This window comes from Aurantivibrio plasticivorans, assembly GCF_055392955.1.
In genome coordinates, this window is the sequence record NZ_AP036020.1 from 1,149,652 (window position 1) to 1,165,668 (window position 16,017).

The following is a 16,017-nucleotide window of genomic DNA, read 5'->3' on the forward strand; positions in this document are numbered from 1 at the left end:
CAAGGGAAATATCGTGAAATACATCAGTACCCGAGGCGAAGCACCATCCCTCTCATTTGAAGAAGTCATGTTGACAGGCTTAGCAAGTGACGGAGGTCTTTATGTGCCGGAAAAACTACCGCAATTCTCTGAAAGTGAGATTGCGGCAATGGCGGACCTTAGCTACAAAGAGTTGGCATTTAAAATAATGTCACCCTTTGTAGGTGGTGACATTCCTGATGCTGATTTCAAAGCAATTATTGACAAGACTTACTCAACATTTCGCCATCAGGCTATTACACCACTCGTACAAACTGATAGTAACGAATGGATATTGGAGTTATTTCACGGCCCAACGTTAGCGTTTAAAGATGTTGCCCTGCAATTACTTGGTCGCCTATTAGACTATGCACTGAAAAAACGTGATCAAAAAGTTGTGATTCTTGGCGCGACGTCGGGAGACACTGGTTCGGCTGCAATTGAAGGTTGTCGCCACAGCGACCACGTTGATATTTTTGTCATGTATCCCCACGAGCGCGTGTCGGAAGTTCAGCGTCGTCAGATGACAACAGTCTTGGCAGACAATGTTCACACCTTGGCTATTGAAGGGAATTTTGACGATTGTCAGAACATCTTAAAACAAAGTTTCGCCGATCAAGGATTTTTACCAGAAGGTCGCCAGTTAGTTGCGGTTAACTCGATCAATTGGGCGCGTATCATGGCGCAAATCGTTTACTACTTTTATGCGGCGGCTGCGCTTGGCGCGCCAGGTAGGAAAGTAAGTTTTTCCGTTCCCACAGGGAACTTTGGCGATATTTTTGCGGGTTACCTTGCCAAGCAAATGGGTTTACCTATTGAGCGTTTAATTATTGCAACTAACGCTAATGACATTTTGCATCGCTGTATTAGCAAAAACGACCACACCAAACATGATTTAGTACACTCGTTGTCACCGAGTATGGACATCATGGTGTCGAGTAATTTTGAGCGCATGCTGTTCGATTTATATGATCGTGATGGCAACGCCATTCAAGCGTTAATGAGTGACCTCAAAACGGGCGGTATGCAATTAAGCGAGCAAGCATTAACTCGTGCACGTGCATTGTTCTCAAGTCACCGGCTCGACGATGAGGCAACTATTGCCGCGATTGCTGATATTCTAGAACACACTGAGTACTTAGCTGATCCGCATACGGCCATTGGTGTAGAGGCGGCCAGAGCAACGCGTGGTGATCGCAAGGAGCCGATCGTGTGTTTGGCGACTGCGCATCCGGCGAAGTTCCCAGAAGCTGTGCGTAAAGCAGGTTACCCTGAAGACCCTGCTTTACCGCTGCATATGCGCGATCTTTTTAGCCGAGAAGAAAAATTCACGGTTGTGAAAAATGATTTGGATGCGGTTAAACAACATATTGCTTCGCATCTGACTGCATAACCCTCCCGATAGATGAGGCAGCGAAGGCTGCCTCATTGTTTCTATATACACGGCGCTACTTTTAATCTGTAGTCAACGTTAAGTAATGGTGGAGTAATGAAAGCCACAACAATTATTGAACGCCGTGAAGTCGATCTAACCCAAGCTAATTTTTCAACGCCTATTCCCGATGTCTTGCAGCGGATTTATCTCGGTCGCGGCATTACGAGTGATGCTGAAATTGAAAACAATCTACAGAACTTACTAACGCCGACAGTGTTAAAAGGTCTCGAAAAATCTGTTGCGCTTTTGAAAGCGGCTGTTACACAGCAGCAGCGCGTGTTAATCATTGGAGATTTTGATGCTGACGGGGCTACAAGCTGTGCACTAGCCGTTCTGGCGCTCAAGGCAATGGGACTTGATAGTGTTGACTACCTTGTGCCCAACCGGTTTGAGTTTGGTTATGGGTTAACGCCTGAAATCGTCAATGTCGCTAAAGGGTATAAGCCTGATGTCATCATTACTGTAGATAATGGCATCTCGAGTATTGACGGTGTAGATGCTGCGAAAACATTAGGTATTCGCGTAGTTGTTACAGATCACCACTTGCCTGGCGATCAGTTGCCTAATGCAGACGCGATCGTCAACCCCAATCAACACGGTTGTGACTTTCCAAGTAAAAATCTCGCGGGCGTTGGCGTTATCTTTTATGTGATGACCAGCTTGCGGACAGCATTACGTGAGGCAAGCTGGTTCCAGCAGAAAAATATCCCTCAGCCAAACATGGCAGATTATTTAGATCTTGTGGCGGTGGGTACGGTCGCAGACGTTGTGCCTTTAGACCACAACAACAGAGTGTTAGTGCACCATGGGTTGCAGAGGATTAGAGTGGGGCGCGCACGTGCGGGCATTCTTGCATTAGTTGAAGTCGCAAATAGAAAGTTTAACAACATCGTAGCGACCGACTTGGGGTTTGTTATTGGGCCACGTTTAAATGCAGCGGGGCGACTGGATGATATCTCTCTAGGCATTCAATGCCTACTGACCGACAGTACTGACCTTGCTCGGGAAATGGCGATTGAATTAGATGATTTAAATCGTGATAGAAAAGCAATCGAAGGGAGTATGCAGGAAGAAGCACTTAAGACGCTGAATGCATTGCACCTAAACGAAGATCAAGAATTGCCGTGGGGCTATTGTCTCTACGACCCGACGTGGCATCAGGGCGTAATCGGAATCCTCGCTTCGCGAATTAAAGATAGAATTCACCGCCCTGTTATTGCGTTTGCCGAAGCTGGAGAGGGTGAAATTAAAGGATCTGCCCGATCAATTGAAGGTCTACATATTCGCGATGTGCTTGACGAAGTTGCCGCTAAAAATCCAGGGTTGGTGACAAAATTTGGCGGTCACGCAATGGCGGCGGGCCTTACCTTAAGCGAAGAGAATTACCCTGCTTTTCAAAAAGCGTTTGATGGGGTTGTTCGTGAAAAGCTTACGGAAAAAAATCTGCAAGCAAGACTCCTAACAGATGGGACGCTTGAAGAAGACGATCTTTCACTTAAGTTAGCCGAGCTTCTCCGCGATGCCGGTCCTTGGGGGCAGCACTTCCCCGAACCATTATTCGATGGTGAATTCTATTTGCAGCAACAACGCATCGTTGGTCAAAAGCATTTGAAAATGGTGTTATCCGCAACCGAAAAAAGCCAAATTATCTTCGATGCTATTGCATTTAACATCGATACTGACGAATGGCCGAATATGGACGCGAAAAAAGTACGTCTCGTCTATAAGTTGGACGTAAACGAATTTCGTGGTCGACGTTCCTTGCAGTTGATGGTCAATCATATAGAGGCTATTTAGTTGGCTTCAAGTCGCCATTGGCAGGCTTGTCGACATTTAGCTGATTTGAAATTGTGGAGTTGGTGAAAATGTTTATGGTCTTCCATTCAAGCTGGTATTCGATAAGGTTGACGGCCATTTATAGATGACGCAGAGTAGCGCGTGTAAACATATATTACGAATAAGCTAGAGAAACGTTATGGCAGATATTCAGCAAGAGAAATTATTGGTTTGTCAAAACGAAGGTTGCAACGCGCAGTTTGTTGATGAAGTCGATAAATCGTTAGAGGGGGATGCGGCATCGTTACCGTCTGCATTGAAAGCGCATAAAGCAGGCTGGCAAATAGTGGATGGAAAAATATTGTGCCCATCCTGCGCTAAAAGCAGTCACTAAATTTATTTTAAAAAGTGATTCTCAATTCATAATTAAAACAATGGCACTTGTGAACGTTATTTAAGTGCTAACACAAGGCCTACTTAGTAGACGTCAATTCTGCCGCCATATCGTTCCAAGATTTTGACAACTTGCTCTTGTTTGTGAGTAGTGGCTAGCCGCAAGGGCGTCGACCCTTTTGTTGTTACGGCATTCACATTGGCACCGGATTTAATCAGTAACTCCGCTGAATCCGCATGACCTTTAAAAGCAGCCCAATGCAGCGCCGTTGCTCCTTCTGAATTTCTTGCATCTAGATCGGCGCCTTGCTCGATGAGCTTTTCCAAGGCTTCGACATCTCCTTTATACGCCGCTTTGTGCAGCGGAGGTTCCCCTTGGAGGTGTGTGTCGCATGCAGCAAGGGTAATCATAAACGACGCGAAAAAAACAGCAGCCTGTTTAGCAAGGCGTGTTCTGAGTTTAGCCATTTGAGATTCCTAATTGGCTTAGTACTCTTTCATAATAGCTGACTTTGCTACTCAACAATTCGCATCAACCCTTCCTGTGCAACGGATGCGACCAGTTCGCCAGATTGGGTATAAATGCTGCCACGATTTAAGCCGCGAGCACTACCTGACCAAGGTGAATCCATAAGGTACAGCAGCCATTCTTCGGTGCGAACATCCGCTGTGTGTATCCATAAGGCGTGGTCGATGCTAGCGGTACGGACATTGCCTTGGGTCCAGGTCACTTCGTGTGGGCGGCCACAGGTGCTCAGCAGTGCGAGATCCGTGGCGTAAGCAAGGATGGATCGCTGCAACGCAAGGTTGTTACCCGCAGACTCTTTTGCTCGAAACCACATGGCCTGTTTTGTTGTAGGTTCAATAGTGAGAAAGTGAACGGCTTCGTCAACGGGCCGGACCTCAATTGGACGATAGTGATTGAGGTGTTCGTAGACTGCGTCTGGTAAAGAGCCTCTATATTTTTCGCCGAGTTCATTCTCATTGAGTAGTCCATCTGGGCCATCAATCTCAGGGGCATCTAATTGATGATGTAGGCCACCTTCTGGCGCTTGAAACGATGCCGTCAAATTGAGGATAGGCTTGCCGTTTTGCGAAGCAACGACTCGTCGGTTACTAAAGCTTCTTCCATCCAAATCCAGCCAGACCTGATAATGAATCGGTAGTGCATTGTCTCCAGGCCGAATAAAGTAGTTGTGCGAAGAGTGCACGAGCTTTTCAGGCGCTACAGTTTTTGAAGCGGCCATTAATGCCTGACCCAATACTTGACCGCCAAAAACGCGGGGTCCGGGCATATCGACACGATGGCCTAGAAACATGTTGTCTTCTAACGGATCAACATCAAGTAAATCGAGAAGGGAAAATGGATTTTTTTCAGTCATAATTCACCAAGATACGGCGCGGTGGATAGCGCCTATTCGCCTTAAGGAAATAGGCCCGCTGAGAAAATAGGACGTGTGTAAGATACCCCATATTCTAGCATGCAATTCCCGACGCCGTGGCGCTAGTAACTGATTTCGGCGCTTTTTTGATCGAAGACGAGTTCACGGTTGTTCATTTTGCCGACATTATTGCCTGCGCTAATGTGCTGTTAATATTGAGATAAAGTATCACCGATGACATCAGAGGTGGAGTGTTGCAATCAAAAGTGAAGTTTATGTTGATGTTGATTCAGGGCTTGCCTTTGCTTGAGCTAACCAGAGTGGGTGTGCAGAGCCTTGCTGTTGAAGACAAAGCAGAACCAACGACTAAAAATTTTAAGCAGGTCTCGAAAGATGCGCCTCAATGCTTTAAAGAGGTGGGCAAGAAAATCGGCGGCACAGCAACGGAAGCTGCTTCGTCAGTTAGGTAAGGTCGGCAAAGAGCTTGGCGAAATAGTTGCGGATCGTGCCACCGAAGTTAGTCGCACTGCTCGCGATACCACAAAAATCATGGCTGATGATGACGATGAAAACAAGTGGCTACAAGCCTTGTATGTCCATATCAATTGAACTCATGTGAAGTACATCAGTCACTTTAATACCGAAACATCAATCCGAGATAATTTCCAGCCTCAGCGCTTTCAAGTACCATGTTTGTTCTTAATACCTAATGTCACTTGAGAATTTGCTATGCCTCTTACTCCCGCGTCGACTAACGATATTCTGTTATCGGAAGATAATCATGTTCTTACTATTACCCTCAATCGTCCAGATCGGTTGAACGCAATCAGTGGGCCTATGCTTGATGAGCTCGCCGCTAAACTTAAAGAAGCAAACCTGGATTCCGACGTGCGCGTGGTAATAATCACGGGGGCTGGCAAGGGGTTTTGCTCTGGCTTAGATCTAAAAGACACGCAGCGCAACATGTCCGAAGGAAAAGGTATCGGCATGACGCAAAATGCTCAGCGTTTATTCAGTGTTGAAAACAGTCCTATATCGGCGCTGTGGCAGATGGACAAACCCGTTATCGCTGCCATTAACGGTGCGGCAGCAGGTTTCGGTATGGATATGGCGTTGCTCGCTGATATGCGGATCATGAGCAATACCGCTAAGCTGGCTGCAACGATGGTCAAACGCAACGTGGTGCCGGAGAGTGGAGGAACGTGGTTGTTACCTCGATTAGTTGGCTGGGGCAAAGCAGCGGAGATATTCTATCGCGGGAAAGTTCTTTTGGCCGATGAATGTCTTACATTGAATTTGGCAAATGAAGTGGTTGAGCCGGACGAAGTCATGGCGAAGGCGAGACAGTGGGCGGAAGAAATCGCTGCGAATGGTCCGCTGGCGGTTCAAACAACCAAACGTATGATGCGTATGGGGATGGAGGAAACCTTCCCGACCACTGTTGATCACTTGATGATGCATTTCAAAGCGCTCACAGCAACTGAAGATTTTCAAGAGGCGTTGTTAGCGTTTAACGAAAAAAGAGAGCCTAAATTTAAGGGGCGTTAGCAGCCTACTGAAAAACTATCTGCGTTGCTATCTCTGCGTTAAAATTTTGCTCCAGCTGCCTCGATAACGTTTTACAGTACGCTGTCCACTTCTAATATAAAGCGAAAGTTTTCTCGAACAATGCGTTGTTTGATTGGTGTTTCTAGAGCTGCGATGGCTGCAGGGTAATCTGCAAATAGTTCAGCAACTTTTTCCTGGTCTTGGGGTTGTAACGTCTTATAAAAATCCACCGGTCGTTGCCACATCCACAAGTTTGCCGGTGCGATATATCGTTCGGCCGTTACGCCCTCTACACAAAAATCGTGCATCCCAATGCCTCTTGGAATTTTTCGGTCGCCGGGGTTTTCCTTCGCCCATTTTGCTACGGCGTTAATGGTATTTAAAAGTACCGGTAAATGTTCTTTAAACATTCTGGCTAAGATGGGGAGCAACGTTTCGGGTATTTGGTCATCAGGCAGAAACTCGCCACCATGCTCGGTTGGCCTATGGACGCGGTGAATCCACTGCACGACGTTGGGGGCTCGTTCATCCATGATGCGGCCTGAGGCTGGGTCACGATATAAATGCGCGTACAAAGGCCCTATCAGTCCGTAGTCGCCGATTGAGGGGCGAGTCCCAAGTAAGAAAGGGTATTCTTTGAAGTGGGTATCGAGGTCATGCAATAGTTGTAAATAACTTGCTTCGATGGCGGAGCTGTTTTCCTTTGTAACGCCAAGCCTTGGCACCATGCCAGAAAATTTTTCTGAACGTTCAGAGCCAATTTTATACTGTACTTCAGGCTCTGCATCTGGCGCAGCGGTTGCTCCAAATTCATGCTTGGCGAACTCAATATTCTCTGGGTAATTCCAGCGATAGTGCATCGCTGGGATGACTAGCCACTCATCACCATACACCTCAAGTAATAATGCAACCAACTTTTGAAGCGGCGTGCTGGGGTAGATACTGGGTTGCGGATACTTCTCTTCGAAGTAATCGATAATCTCTGTTGTATCTTGAAGCGTTGTGTCATCTTCCGTGATGACAACAGGAATGATGGGAAAGCCGACGCGAGGGACCAAACTGTTTTTAAAAACGTCGGTTGAGGTGAGTATCTCCTCGTAAGGAATTTGTTTGTAATTTAAGTAGGCGCGTGCTTTCCCAGTGTAATAAGAAACGGGTGAGCCAAGGAGTTGATTGTTAGGCATAGTAACTCAAAATTTCTAGAGGGTTGTACCACATAGGTATGGTATTAATAATTTATTCTATGATGTTTTCAGGAACGATAGCATGAGTGTATTGACCTGCTCGGCCGCCTCACGTTGAATCCAGTGCCCGTAATTTGGCAAAAGTGCGATTTTAATATTCGGAACGCGTGTTTGCATTGATTGATAGAGCTCTTCTTCACTAGCACGAGCAATGGAATTGTCGGCGCTACCGGCAATGAATAGTACCGGGCAGTGCAGGGTGAGCTCCGAGTAATCTGCCATCATCTCCCAATTGCGGTCGATATTGCGGTAGTAACAAATCCCACCATGAAACCCACGTTGCTTATATTGTGAAACATAATATTGTAATTCACTTTCGCTGATCCAGTCGGGTGTTTGAGTCGGTCTACCTAAGCGATCAATCCAACCGCCGCCAACGTAGCTCCTATTGCTTAGTAAGGGCTTTTCTCTTGGGGTATCGGGTGCGCAATACAATCGGCTTAAGATACCGTAGGGATTCGCGTCAAATTCATTTTCGGCATGAGGTGGCGTTTGAAAATACAGCTGATAGAAAAAACGGTCTCCAAATTGTTGTATAAATTTTTGGGTTGGTGGAGTATCTCCGTGGGGTCGCAACGGTACGCTCATAGTTATTAGCTTTGACACCGCGTTGGGGTGGCGCAATGTAAAGTGCCACGCAATGGCTGCACCCCAATCATGAGCTACCATTAGAACGGGTGACTCGGCAAGAGTATCGATGATATTGAGAATAAAAACGCTGATTGTTTCGATGTTGTAGTCTTCGCAACGGGGGAAATCATCCGTGCCTGCAAAACCTGGCATGTCAGGCGCTATCGCGCGGTATCCAGCATTTGCTAGGGCGACCATTTGTGAGCGCCAGGAATACCAGCATTCCGGCCAGCCATGTAACAGCAACACGGCAGGCCCGCTGCCTATCTCGGCGATACGCGTTTTTAATCCTGCTATGTGGTACTCGTTAAGGGTAATATCCGTTTCGCAATAGGGCTGGTTGTTCATAGTGCTTAGGCCTCAGCTTGTTTTAAACCCCCGTGGGCTTTTTTATGATTGGCGCTGGGCTCTAAGGATACTACAGAAACAGGTATACCATTAAGTACGGCATTGCCTGAAAACCCATCGACAACTTGATCATCGGTGAGATCATTCATGCTGATACCAGGATTAGTGGCCGCTACGCGTAGTTTTACGCCTTCACGGTTGTGACCCCAGCCGTGAGGGAGGCTGACAACACCCGGCATAATGTCGTCGGTGATTTTTACGTCGACATCGAGTGCACCGACGCGCGATTGTACTCGTGCTCTACTGCTATCCGTCAGCGACAACGCGGCGGCATCGTGCGGATGAATAAAGAGAGCACAGCGATTTTTCCCTTTCACTAGGCGTTGACTGTTGTGCATCCAGGAATTGTTGGTCCGCAAGTCGCGTCGGCCAATCAACATTAGCGCGTTGTCTTTGGTGAGCTCTAGATAATCTTCTTGTAAATATTTAAGCTCGGTCACCAAGGGTTTTGGTGAGGCTTTAATTTTTTTGTCTTCAGTGAATAAATACTGTGGGAAATTTGATTGCATGGGGCCGAGATCGAGGCCACTTGGGTAGCGTTTTAATACCTCGAGACTCAGAGGTTCATCGAAAGTGGCAACGACTTCATCATTATTTTTCCGGTTGTACTCACTAAAACCCTTACCGTAGGGCCCAGTACGCAATGCGCCGTCTAGAATTTCGTGAGGCGTTATGGATTTTCCTGCCATTTGAGCAGTTTTCTCAGGGTTTTTGAGAGCTAACAGTTCTTTGTTAATGCCGTTCACAATATCCCAATCAGATTGAGTCCCTGGTGCAGCTTCAAAAAGTGGCTCGGAAAACTTCGCTAAGTTCCGAACAGCTAATAAATTAAATACGATATCGTACTGCTCGTGTTCGAATGGACCGGTAGGCGGCAAAATAATATCGGCATGGCGAGAGGTCTCGTTGATATAAAAATCAATTGATACCATGAAGTCCAAACCCTCCAGGGCTTGATCTAATTTGGTGCCGTTGGGCACCGATAGCACTGGGTTGCCCGCAGCACAAATAAAGCCTTTTACTTGGCCTTCACCTGGTTGCAACATTTCTTCTGCCATGACGGCTGCGGGTAGTTGACGATCACACTCGGGTAGCCCGCGTACACGACTTTGGTAGGTGTTAAAACTTCCCATCGGTCGCTGCAAAGCTTTGTTAAATGCGGGGGTCGTAAACATGGTCCCACCAGCGCGATCCAAATTGCCAGTTAGCATATTCAACAAAACAATTAACCAATGGTTGAGCGCACCGTAGCGTTGTGCCGACATGCCCATGCGCCCGTAAAAGACTGCGCGTTCGGCTTTCGCAAACTCTTCAGCAAGCTCCGTTATCGTCGTTGCCGGAATGCCACAAATATCGCTTATTTTATTGAGTGAAAGCTCACGAGAGAATTCAGAGAAGACGTTTAACACTTTGTCCAGGTCGTCGATGTACTCTTCCAGGCGGCCGACGTTGTAGAGCTTGTTGTTGACAATGTGCTGGATCATGCCCACGAGAAAAAACGGATCGCTAGCAGGGCGAATAAAGTGATGCTCCGATACATAACGTGCAGTTTCATTCCGACGTGGATCGATCAGCACGGTCTTACCACCGCGCTTTTGAATCGATTCGAGACGTTTTAGAATATCACCGCCCGTCATCAAGCTACCATTAGACGCTGCGGGATTAGCCCCTAACATAATCATATAGTCGGTGCGATCAACATCGGGAATGGTAAACAAATTACTGTGGCCAAACATCAAATAGGACACTAGCTGATGCGGCATTTGATCAAGAGACGCCGCCGAGTGCATGTTGCGTGACCCAATCAGTCGTTTCAGCGAGGCGGACCCCATCATCAAACCGAAGTTGTGCGAACCAGGGTTGCCCCAATAACCGGAGATTGCATCGTCACCGTGTTTTTGCTGAATATCATAAATCTGTTGGGCGACTTTTTTGTAGGCGTCTTCCCAGCTAATGGGCAGCCATTCACCATCCACTTTTTCCAGAGGCGTTTTGATACGATCAGGGTCGTTGTGTAAATCCTGCAGCGCATAGCCTTTCGGGCAGATATGACCTTCGCTGTGAGGGTCGTTTTCATCCCCGGCAATATTAATAATTTGATCGCCTTGGACATCGATTTTGATACCGCACATCGCTTCACACAGCACGCAGCTACGGAAATGCGTTGTGATAGGTTGAGATTGTTGTTCAGCTTCTTGCCGTTTACGCTCAGTTTTTTGTTGAGCAATGACATAAAGCATCGAGTTAACATCGGTGACTTTTTTGCGAGGTCGCCCTTCGCTGCGACCCGTTTCCTGCTCATATTTATCCAGCAATTGCCAATCGGCATAGCTGATAAACGGTACGTTACGGCTAAGCAAGAGCGGCTGTATATCATTTTTGTCATCGAGTGACTCGCCGACATTGGCTAGCAGTGCACGCACTGTTTGATTAGCACATTGTTTATTGCTACCGATAACGCCACTAGCCCCACGTTTTATCCAACCGGCGGCGTATTCTTGTTTGTTTCCATCTTCTGCCAGCACAATACCCTGGTCGTTGCTGATAACGCCACGATAATCATCAAAAGGAATGTCAGCAATAGCTTCACCTTGATAACCAATCGCATGAACAATCAATCCGGTTTGCAACCCCATGAGTTGATCGGTCGCCACGGCCACCCAGCGACCATTTTCATCTTGCTGCATGTCATTGCGAGCGACGGTTAACGATTTAGTGCGATTGCGATCCAGTTCAATACGTGTCGGGCTGCTGTAGAACATAAAGCGGATACGTTTGCCGTAGCGTTTTTCCCTCTCGGCGATCTGTTTGAGTAAGGTGATATTCTGTTTGACTTCGCTGAATTCAGGTTGCTCTAATTTGGCCTGCGTTTCTTGGTCGAGTTCTAAATCTTTTTTATCAACGACTAAATCGAGATTCGGAATGGCCATCAGCTGTTCCAATTCTTTCGGCGTAAACGAAGCTTGCGCGGGGCCGCGGCGGGCTAATAAAAAGACTTCATCAACGTTGCTATTTTTGAAAGCGTCAAGCGCGATGTCAGCCGTATCGGTTTTTGCGAGTTCTTCAGCGGGAAGAATTAACATGCGTGCGATATCGAGTGCGACATTCCCGATACCGATAACGGCAGCGGAATCGCCGGATAAATCTACCGGTAATTGTTGTTGATCTGGGTGTCCGTTATACCAGCCAACAAACTCTGATGACCCAAAAATGTTTTTATGTCTTGCGCCAGGGATGTTTAGTGGGCGGCTGCTTGAACCGCCAGTGGCGTAGACCACGCTGTGATAGTGATCGAGCAGTTGTTCACGAGTGATATCGCTTCCGACTCTGACGTTGCCGAAAAACCGTACCTGTGGTGATTGTGCAATGCGCTCAAAACTGGCAGTGACCGATTTAATGCGGGGATGATCAGGCGCTACACCATAACGGACTAACCCAAATGGCGTTGGGAGGCGTTCGAAGATATCAATCTTTGCGGTGGGACGTTCTTTGAGTATAGCTTCAGCAGTGTAAAAGCCGGATGGACCTGAGCCAACAATCGCAAAATTACCACCGACTTGTTGCAGCGATTGACGGCTGGCTTGTCGTTCAAAGCTCTCCCGAATCACCGGGTGGACTTGTGATTCTGTCGCATTCAGTTCAATGAAACGAATGTGCTCTTGTGGCACGGCACTTTGAGGGTAAATCGCTTGCTCGGGGCATTCGCTGATGCAGGCATTACAGTCGATGCAAACAGTGGGGTCGATAAAGAGCATCTCTTCGTCTTCTCGAAAGGCCTCAACGGGACAGACGTCAACGCAGCTGGTGTGTTTATTGCCAATACAGGCCTGAGTGACTACATACGCCATTTGAATTCCCTACGACTCGATCAGAAAAAGCCCATCATCGTACCGCTCGGGAATTGTAGGGTCTTGGCAGTTTTCGTTATGGATTGACATTTTGTGCCAAGTGGCAAATAGTTCGGTTATGGTTAAGCAGCCCGATTACATCCCCTCTACTTTCATTGAGCCAATGATCCGCTATTTGCGATCGCTTGATTGGCGAGAAAAGTCTGACGTCACCGACTCTTTAACGGGAGAGCTGTTATCGATTAGGGGTGTGCCATCCCTCGGAGCTGCCGAGTATTGTGAATTATTGGATAGAGTGCAGAGTGTTGATGATAGTGTTGCGCTGGGGCTTAAGTTGGGCCTTATGGCGGAACCTAGAGATTTTGGTATCGTCGGGTACCTAGTGCTTTCTTGTGGCAACGTAGGGCAGGCGTTGGGCCGTTACAGACGCTTTCAGCAGTTGTTGCAGGGTGGATTGCGCTCCTGGGTGGAAACAGAGGGAAGTGTGCTGCGTATTCATTGGTCGCAACAGAGTGCGAATACCCCAATAGCGCTGGAATACAGTGCGGGGGTTTTTATTAGTTTGTGTCGAGCGCTGGTTGGCCGGCAGTTTTCTCCATCAAGGGTTGGCTTGCCATTTGATAAACCGGATATCTCCGACGGTGTTAATGGCTGTCTTTACGATACTGTTGTCGGTTGCCCCGTGGTATTCAGTTGTCCATCGCTTTTCATTGAAGTGCCCGCTCGCATGATGGCGATGCGAATCGCTACGAGTGATCCGCATTTACGGCAATTGCTCGAAACACAAGCGTCAGCTATGTTGCAGTCGCCTGATAGTTCAACGGATGACTTTGGAGAGTTTTTTGATGCTCTACAAACTCACATCGTCTCTTCTATGAAGGATGGTGAATTATCGGCTGAAGCAGTGGCTAAAGGTATGGGGATTCCTCTTCGCTCGTTCTACCGGCGCTTGAGTGAAAACGGTCATAGCTTTCGATCTGTATTAGCAGATATTCGTTTACGATTAGCGAAGCAGTATTTAGCAGACCCCAATTTGTCTCAATCTGACGTTAGTTTTTTGTTGGGCTATTCCGAACAGAGCTCGTTTATTCGCGCGTTTAAGGTATGGACGAGCGTTACGCCTGGGGATTATCGCGCGACAATACAAGCAAAAAAATAGGTAAGGTTGCTGCAGTAAGGGGAAGCAAAACGATTCTCCAGGTGTGCAGAGAATCGTTTTTGATGGTGCTGGACTCATGGCTTTTGAGGGCTCTAGTGTCAATGACTCTAGTCTTTTACGTTTCTACGGCTTTAAGTTTCTAGGTTTTTACCCAGGACTTTCGCGTCCGCTTCATAGTGTTTGTAGGAAGCTTTCACAATGGAATGATTCAAAATACATTCCGCGACCAACTCGTTGGTTTCTTCGTCGTATACTTTCGTTAGTGTCCAGCTAGACTCTACGCGACGGCTTTCGCTGAGTTCGCAAATTTCACGTTCTAAACGATAAGGGTGGTTTACGAAGAGAGGCCCTTTGATCAATTTAATTTCTTGATCGGCGAACAAACCGACCGCTGGGCCTTTGCGTGGGAATCCAGCTTCACGGGAAGTATATTCCGTTAATACGCTGATCATTTCGAACGGAATAATCGCTTTGCCCCATGGTGAACTGCTGCCGCCTTCTGCTGTGTACCAAGGAGATGGCTCGGTAATTTTGTCGGTCTTTTGTTTTAACGAAAATGGGTAGAGGTCACCCATATGTTGATCGAAATCCATAATCGCATGTTCCGGCTGTTTTCCTTTCATGCCTACAGATTGCTCTGCCAAAATGACCAACTGCTCGGATGGACGGAGTTTTGCCCGACGAAGATCCAATGTGGTGGGAGGATGATCTGGGCCAATACTCGCAGAACCCGTTAACACTGGAGTACCGTCTTTTTTCTCAGCCCAAATAGCTGCACTTTGTTTATCTTCATTTAATTTGGCAAATGCGCGTACTTCTTCACCTTCGACCACCATGTTTTGGTAGTGTGAGCTAATACACCCGGTCTCAAACCATGCTTGTCCAAACAGTTCGAAGAGCAGTGGATCGAACTGACTGAAGTGAGTTGGCCCTTCAATTGGCGCGCCGGAAAAACCTAGGTCGTTGGCCATGCTGTCATCGTGAATGGACACGTGGCCTTCGTAAGTTTGTTCTTGCAACATTTGTCTGGGGTGGCGAAATGGGCCACAAATTGTAATCGGTGTTTCAAAAGCACTCACAAGTGTGGCTCCTCTTAAAGAATGTTTTTTAATCGGTTTGCGATAATGTCTTCTGCACCAGACATGATACCGTCAATCAGTTCTTGAACCGTTGGCACATCGTGAATCAAACCTGAGACCATTCCGCAGCTCCACGCACCAACATCCGTTTCTCCGTTTTTCATTACTTTAGGATAAACGCCACCGACATATTGCACGATATCGTTGAACTCTAATTCAGACCCCCTGGACGCTTCCACCGCAATCATTTCTTCAACGGCAGGGTTGGTTAAAACGCGTTCGGTGTTGCGTAACTGACGCATGATTAAACGTGTGTCTAGTTCCGATGCCGCGACAATTGCGTCCTTAACATTTTGATGAACAGGGGCATCTTGAGTGGCCACAAAGCGTGTGCCCATATTTATTCCGTCGGCACCCAGTGCCAGCGCTGCGACCAGTTGCGACGCGGTTCCCATGCCTCCAGATGCTACAAAAGGAATCGTCAATTCTTCTGCTGCTCTCGGTAACAGAATCATGTTAGGAATATCATCTTCGCCGGGATGTCCTCCACATTCAAACCCATCGACACTCACCGCATCACAGCCGATTTTTTGCGCTTTAAGCGAGTGACGTACTGATGTGCATTTATGAATGACCTTAATATCGGCGCCTTTTAGCGCGTCCATGTATTTTTCGGGTGAGCGCCCGGCAGTTTCAACAATTTTTACACCGCCTTCGATAATCGCTTTGATGTAACCGGGGTAGTCAGGAACATTGATGCCTGGCAAGAAAGTGAGGTTGACCCCAAAAGGCTTGTCGGTCATTGCTTTGCAGCGTTCGATCTCGTTTGCCAAGTCTTCTGCAGTTGGCTGAGTCAGGCCGGTGATAATGCCTAGCCCGCCAGCATTGGATACGGCAGAGGCTAATTCCGCTAAGCCAACATGGTGCATGCCGCCTTGAATAATCGGGTGTTTAATACCAAACAATTCTGTAATTCGAGTTTTCATAGAGCTGCTCTGTTTTAAGTTTAGAGAGGAGGAATTGCCATAAAATAGTAGAGAGTTATTGGCATCTATAGGGCTAGAAAATACTTACCCGCTTAAATTTTCGCGCAAGCA

General features: G+C 47.3%; 13 protein-coding genes. 6 read left to right on the plus strand and 7 right to left on the minus strand.

The genetic code is table 11. The features are described from left to right. The first annotated feature begins 13 nt into the window (after positions 1 to 13). The 3 genes from thrC to ACZ5NB_RS05075 all read left to right on the plus strand — a co-directional run bounded on the left by thrC (position 14) and on the right by ACZ5NB_RS05075 (position 3,623). Entirely contained in the window at positions 14 to 1,411 is a 1,398-nt protein-coding gene (thrC, locus tag ACZ5NB_RS05065) for a threonine synthase (protein ID WP_460231920.1), read from the plus strand. 96 nt (positions 1,412 to 1,507) lie between these two features. Then, the gene (recJ, locus tag ACZ5NB_RS05070) at positions 1,508 to 3,250 is read left to right on the plus strand and encodes a single-stranded-DNA-specific exonuclease RecJ (RefSeq protein WP_460231921.1); all 1,743 of its coding nucleotides are present in this window, start codon (positions 1,508 to 1,510) and stop codon (positions 3,248 to 3,250) included. A 178-nt stretch (positions 3,251 to 3,428) separates the two neighbouring features. Continuing rightward, the gene (locus tag ACZ5NB_RS05075) at positions 3,429 to 3,623 is read left to right on the plus strand and encodes a hypothetical protein (RefSeq protein WP_460231922.1); all 195 of its coding nucleotides are present in this window, start codon (positions 3,429 to 3,431) and stop codon (positions 3,621 to 3,623) included. Positions 3,624 to 3,706: 83 nt separating this feature from the next. On the opposite strand, the gene ACZ5NB_RS05080 is transcribed toward ACZ5NB_RS05075, so the two are convergent. After that, positions 3,707 to 4,090, minus strand: coding sequence for an ankyrin repeat domain-containing protein (locus ACZ5NB_RS05080; RefSeq protein ID WP_460231923.1), 384 nt, complete (start codon positions 4,088 to 4,090; stop codon positions 3,707 to 3,709). Between the two features lie 47 nt (positions 4,091 to 4,137). Beyond that, positions 4,138 to 5,004, minus strand: a complete 867-nt coding sequence (locus tag ACZ5NB_RS05085) for an acyl-CoA thioesterase (protein ID WP_460231924.1) — start codon at positions 5,002 to 5,004, stop codon at positions 4,138 to 4,140. 251 nt (positions 5,005 to 5,255) lie between these two features. Here ACZ5NB_RS05085 and ACZ5NB_RS05090 point away from each other — a divergent pair, with 251 nt between their 5' ends. Both ACZ5NB_RS05090 and ACZ5NB_RS05095 read left to right on the plus strand, forming a co-directional pair. Then, positions 5,256 to 5,474 (plus strand): hypothetical protein, encoded by a 219-nt coding sequence (locus ACZ5NB_RS05090; RefSeq protein ID WP_464107853.1) that lies wholly within the window; start codon positions 5,256 to 5,258, stop codon positions 5,472 to 5,474. A 259-nt stretch (positions 5,475 to 5,733) separates the two neighbouring features. Further along, on the plus strand, positions 5,734 to 6,552 hold the full coding sequence (locus ACZ5NB_RS05095) for an enoyl-CoA hydratase/isomerase family protein (protein WP_460231926.1): 819 nt from the start codon (positions 5,734 to 5,736) through the stop codon (positions 6,550 to 6,552). A gap of 71 nt (positions 6,553 to 6,623) precedes the next feature. Here the strand turns inward: ACZ5NB_RS05095 and ACZ5NB_RS05100 are convergent, their stop codons facing one another. From ACZ5NB_RS05100 to ACZ5NB_RS05110, 3 genes are read right to left on the minus strand one after another with little or no spacing between them, the layout of a single operon-like run. Beyond that, entirely contained in the window at positions 6,624 to 7,736 is a 1,113-nt protein-coding gene (locus tag ACZ5NB_RS05100) for a glutathione S-transferase family protein (protein WP_460231927.1), read from the minus strand. Between the two features lie 57 nt (positions 7,737 to 7,793). Beyond that, on the minus strand, positions 7,794 to 8,774 hold the full coding sequence (locus tag ACZ5NB_RS05105) for an alpha/beta fold hydrolase (protein WP_460231928.1): 981 nt from the start codon (positions 8,772 to 8,774) through the stop codon (positions 7,794 to 7,796). Positions 8,775 to 8,779: 5 nt separating this feature from the next. After that, positions 8,780 to 12,682, minus strand: coding sequence for a molybdopterin-dependent oxidoreductase (locus ACZ5NB_RS05110; RefSeq protein ID WP_460231929.1), 3,903 nt, complete (start codon positions 12,680 to 12,682; stop codon positions 8,780 to 8,782). A gap of 118 nt (positions 12,683 to 12,800) precedes the next feature. On the opposite strand from ACZ5NB_RS05110, the gene ACZ5NB_RS05115 reads away from it, so the two are divergent. Further along, positions 12,801 to 13,841 carry an AraC family transcriptional regulator gene (locus ACZ5NB_RS05115; RefSeq protein ID WP_460231930.1) on the plus strand — a complete coding sequence of 347 codons (1,041 nt, stop codon included), beginning with the start codon at positions 12,801 to 12,803 and terminating at the stop codon, positions 13,839 to 13,841. A 131-nt stretch (positions 13,842 to 13,972) separates the two neighbouring features. On the opposite strand, the gene ACZ5NB_RS05120 is transcribed toward ACZ5NB_RS05115, so the two are convergent. Together ACZ5NB_RS05120 and ACZ5NB_RS05125 are read right to left on the minus strand one after the other, a co-directional pair. Continuing rightward, positions 13,973 to 14,920: a hypothetical protein gene (locus ACZ5NB_RS05120; protein ID WP_460231931.1), complete on the minus strand. Its 948-nt coding sequence runs from the start codon at positions 14,918 to 14,920 to the stop codon at positions 13,973 to 13,975. A 14-nt stretch (positions 14,921 to 14,934) separates the two neighbouring features. Further along, positions 14,935 to 15,906, minus strand: coding sequence for an NAD(P)H-dependent flavin oxidoreductase (locus tag ACZ5NB_RS05125; protein WP_460231932.1), 972 nt, complete (start codon positions 15,904 to 15,906; stop codon positions 14,935 to 14,937). Between the last annotated feature and the right edge of the window lie 111 nt (positions 15,907 to 16,017).

Bases quoted from the DNA above. Each gene is read 5' to 3' on its own strand.
- ACZ5NB_RS05110 (WP_460231929.1), bottom strand. From the start codon at position 12,682: ATGGCGTATGTAGTCACTCAGGCCTGTATTGGCAATAAACACACCAGC.
- ACZ5NB_RS05075 (WP_460231922.1), top strand. From the start codon at position 3,429: ATGGCAGATATTCAGCAAGAGAAATTATTGGTTTGTCAAAACGAAGGT.
- ACZ5NB_RS05095 (WP_460231926.1), top strand. From the start codon at position 5,734: ATGCCTCTTACTCCCGCGTCGACTAACGATATTCTGTTATCGGAAGAT.
- ACZ5NB_RS05100 (WP_460231927.1), bottom strand. From the start codon at position 7,736: ATGCCTAACAATCAACTCCTTGGCTCACCCGTTTCTTATTACACTGGG.
- ACZ5NB_RS05080 (WP_460231923.1), bottom strand. From the start codon at position 4,090: ATGGCTAAACTCAGAACACGCCTTGCTAAACAGGCTGCTGTTTTTTTC.
- ACZ5NB_RS05115 (WP_460231930.1), top strand. From the start codon at position 12,801: ATGGTTAAGCAGCCCGATTACATCCCCTCTACTTTCATTGAGCCAATG.
- ACZ5NB_RS05125 (WP_460231932.1), bottom strand. From the start codon at position 15,906: ATGAAAACTCGAATTACAGAATTGTTTGGTATTAAACACCCGATTATT.
- ACZ5NB_RS05085 (WP_460231924.1), bottom strand. From the start codon at position 5,004: ATGACTGAAAAAAATCCATTTTCCCTTCTCGATTTACTTGATGTTGAT.
- ACZ5NB_RS05105 (WP_460231928.1), bottom strand. From the start codon at position 8,774: ATGAACAACCAGCCCTATTGCGAAACGGATATTACCCTTAACGAGTAC.
- recJ (WP_460231921.1), top strand. From the start codon at position 1,508: ATGAAAGCCACAACAATTATTGAACGCCGTGAAGTCGATCTAACCCAA.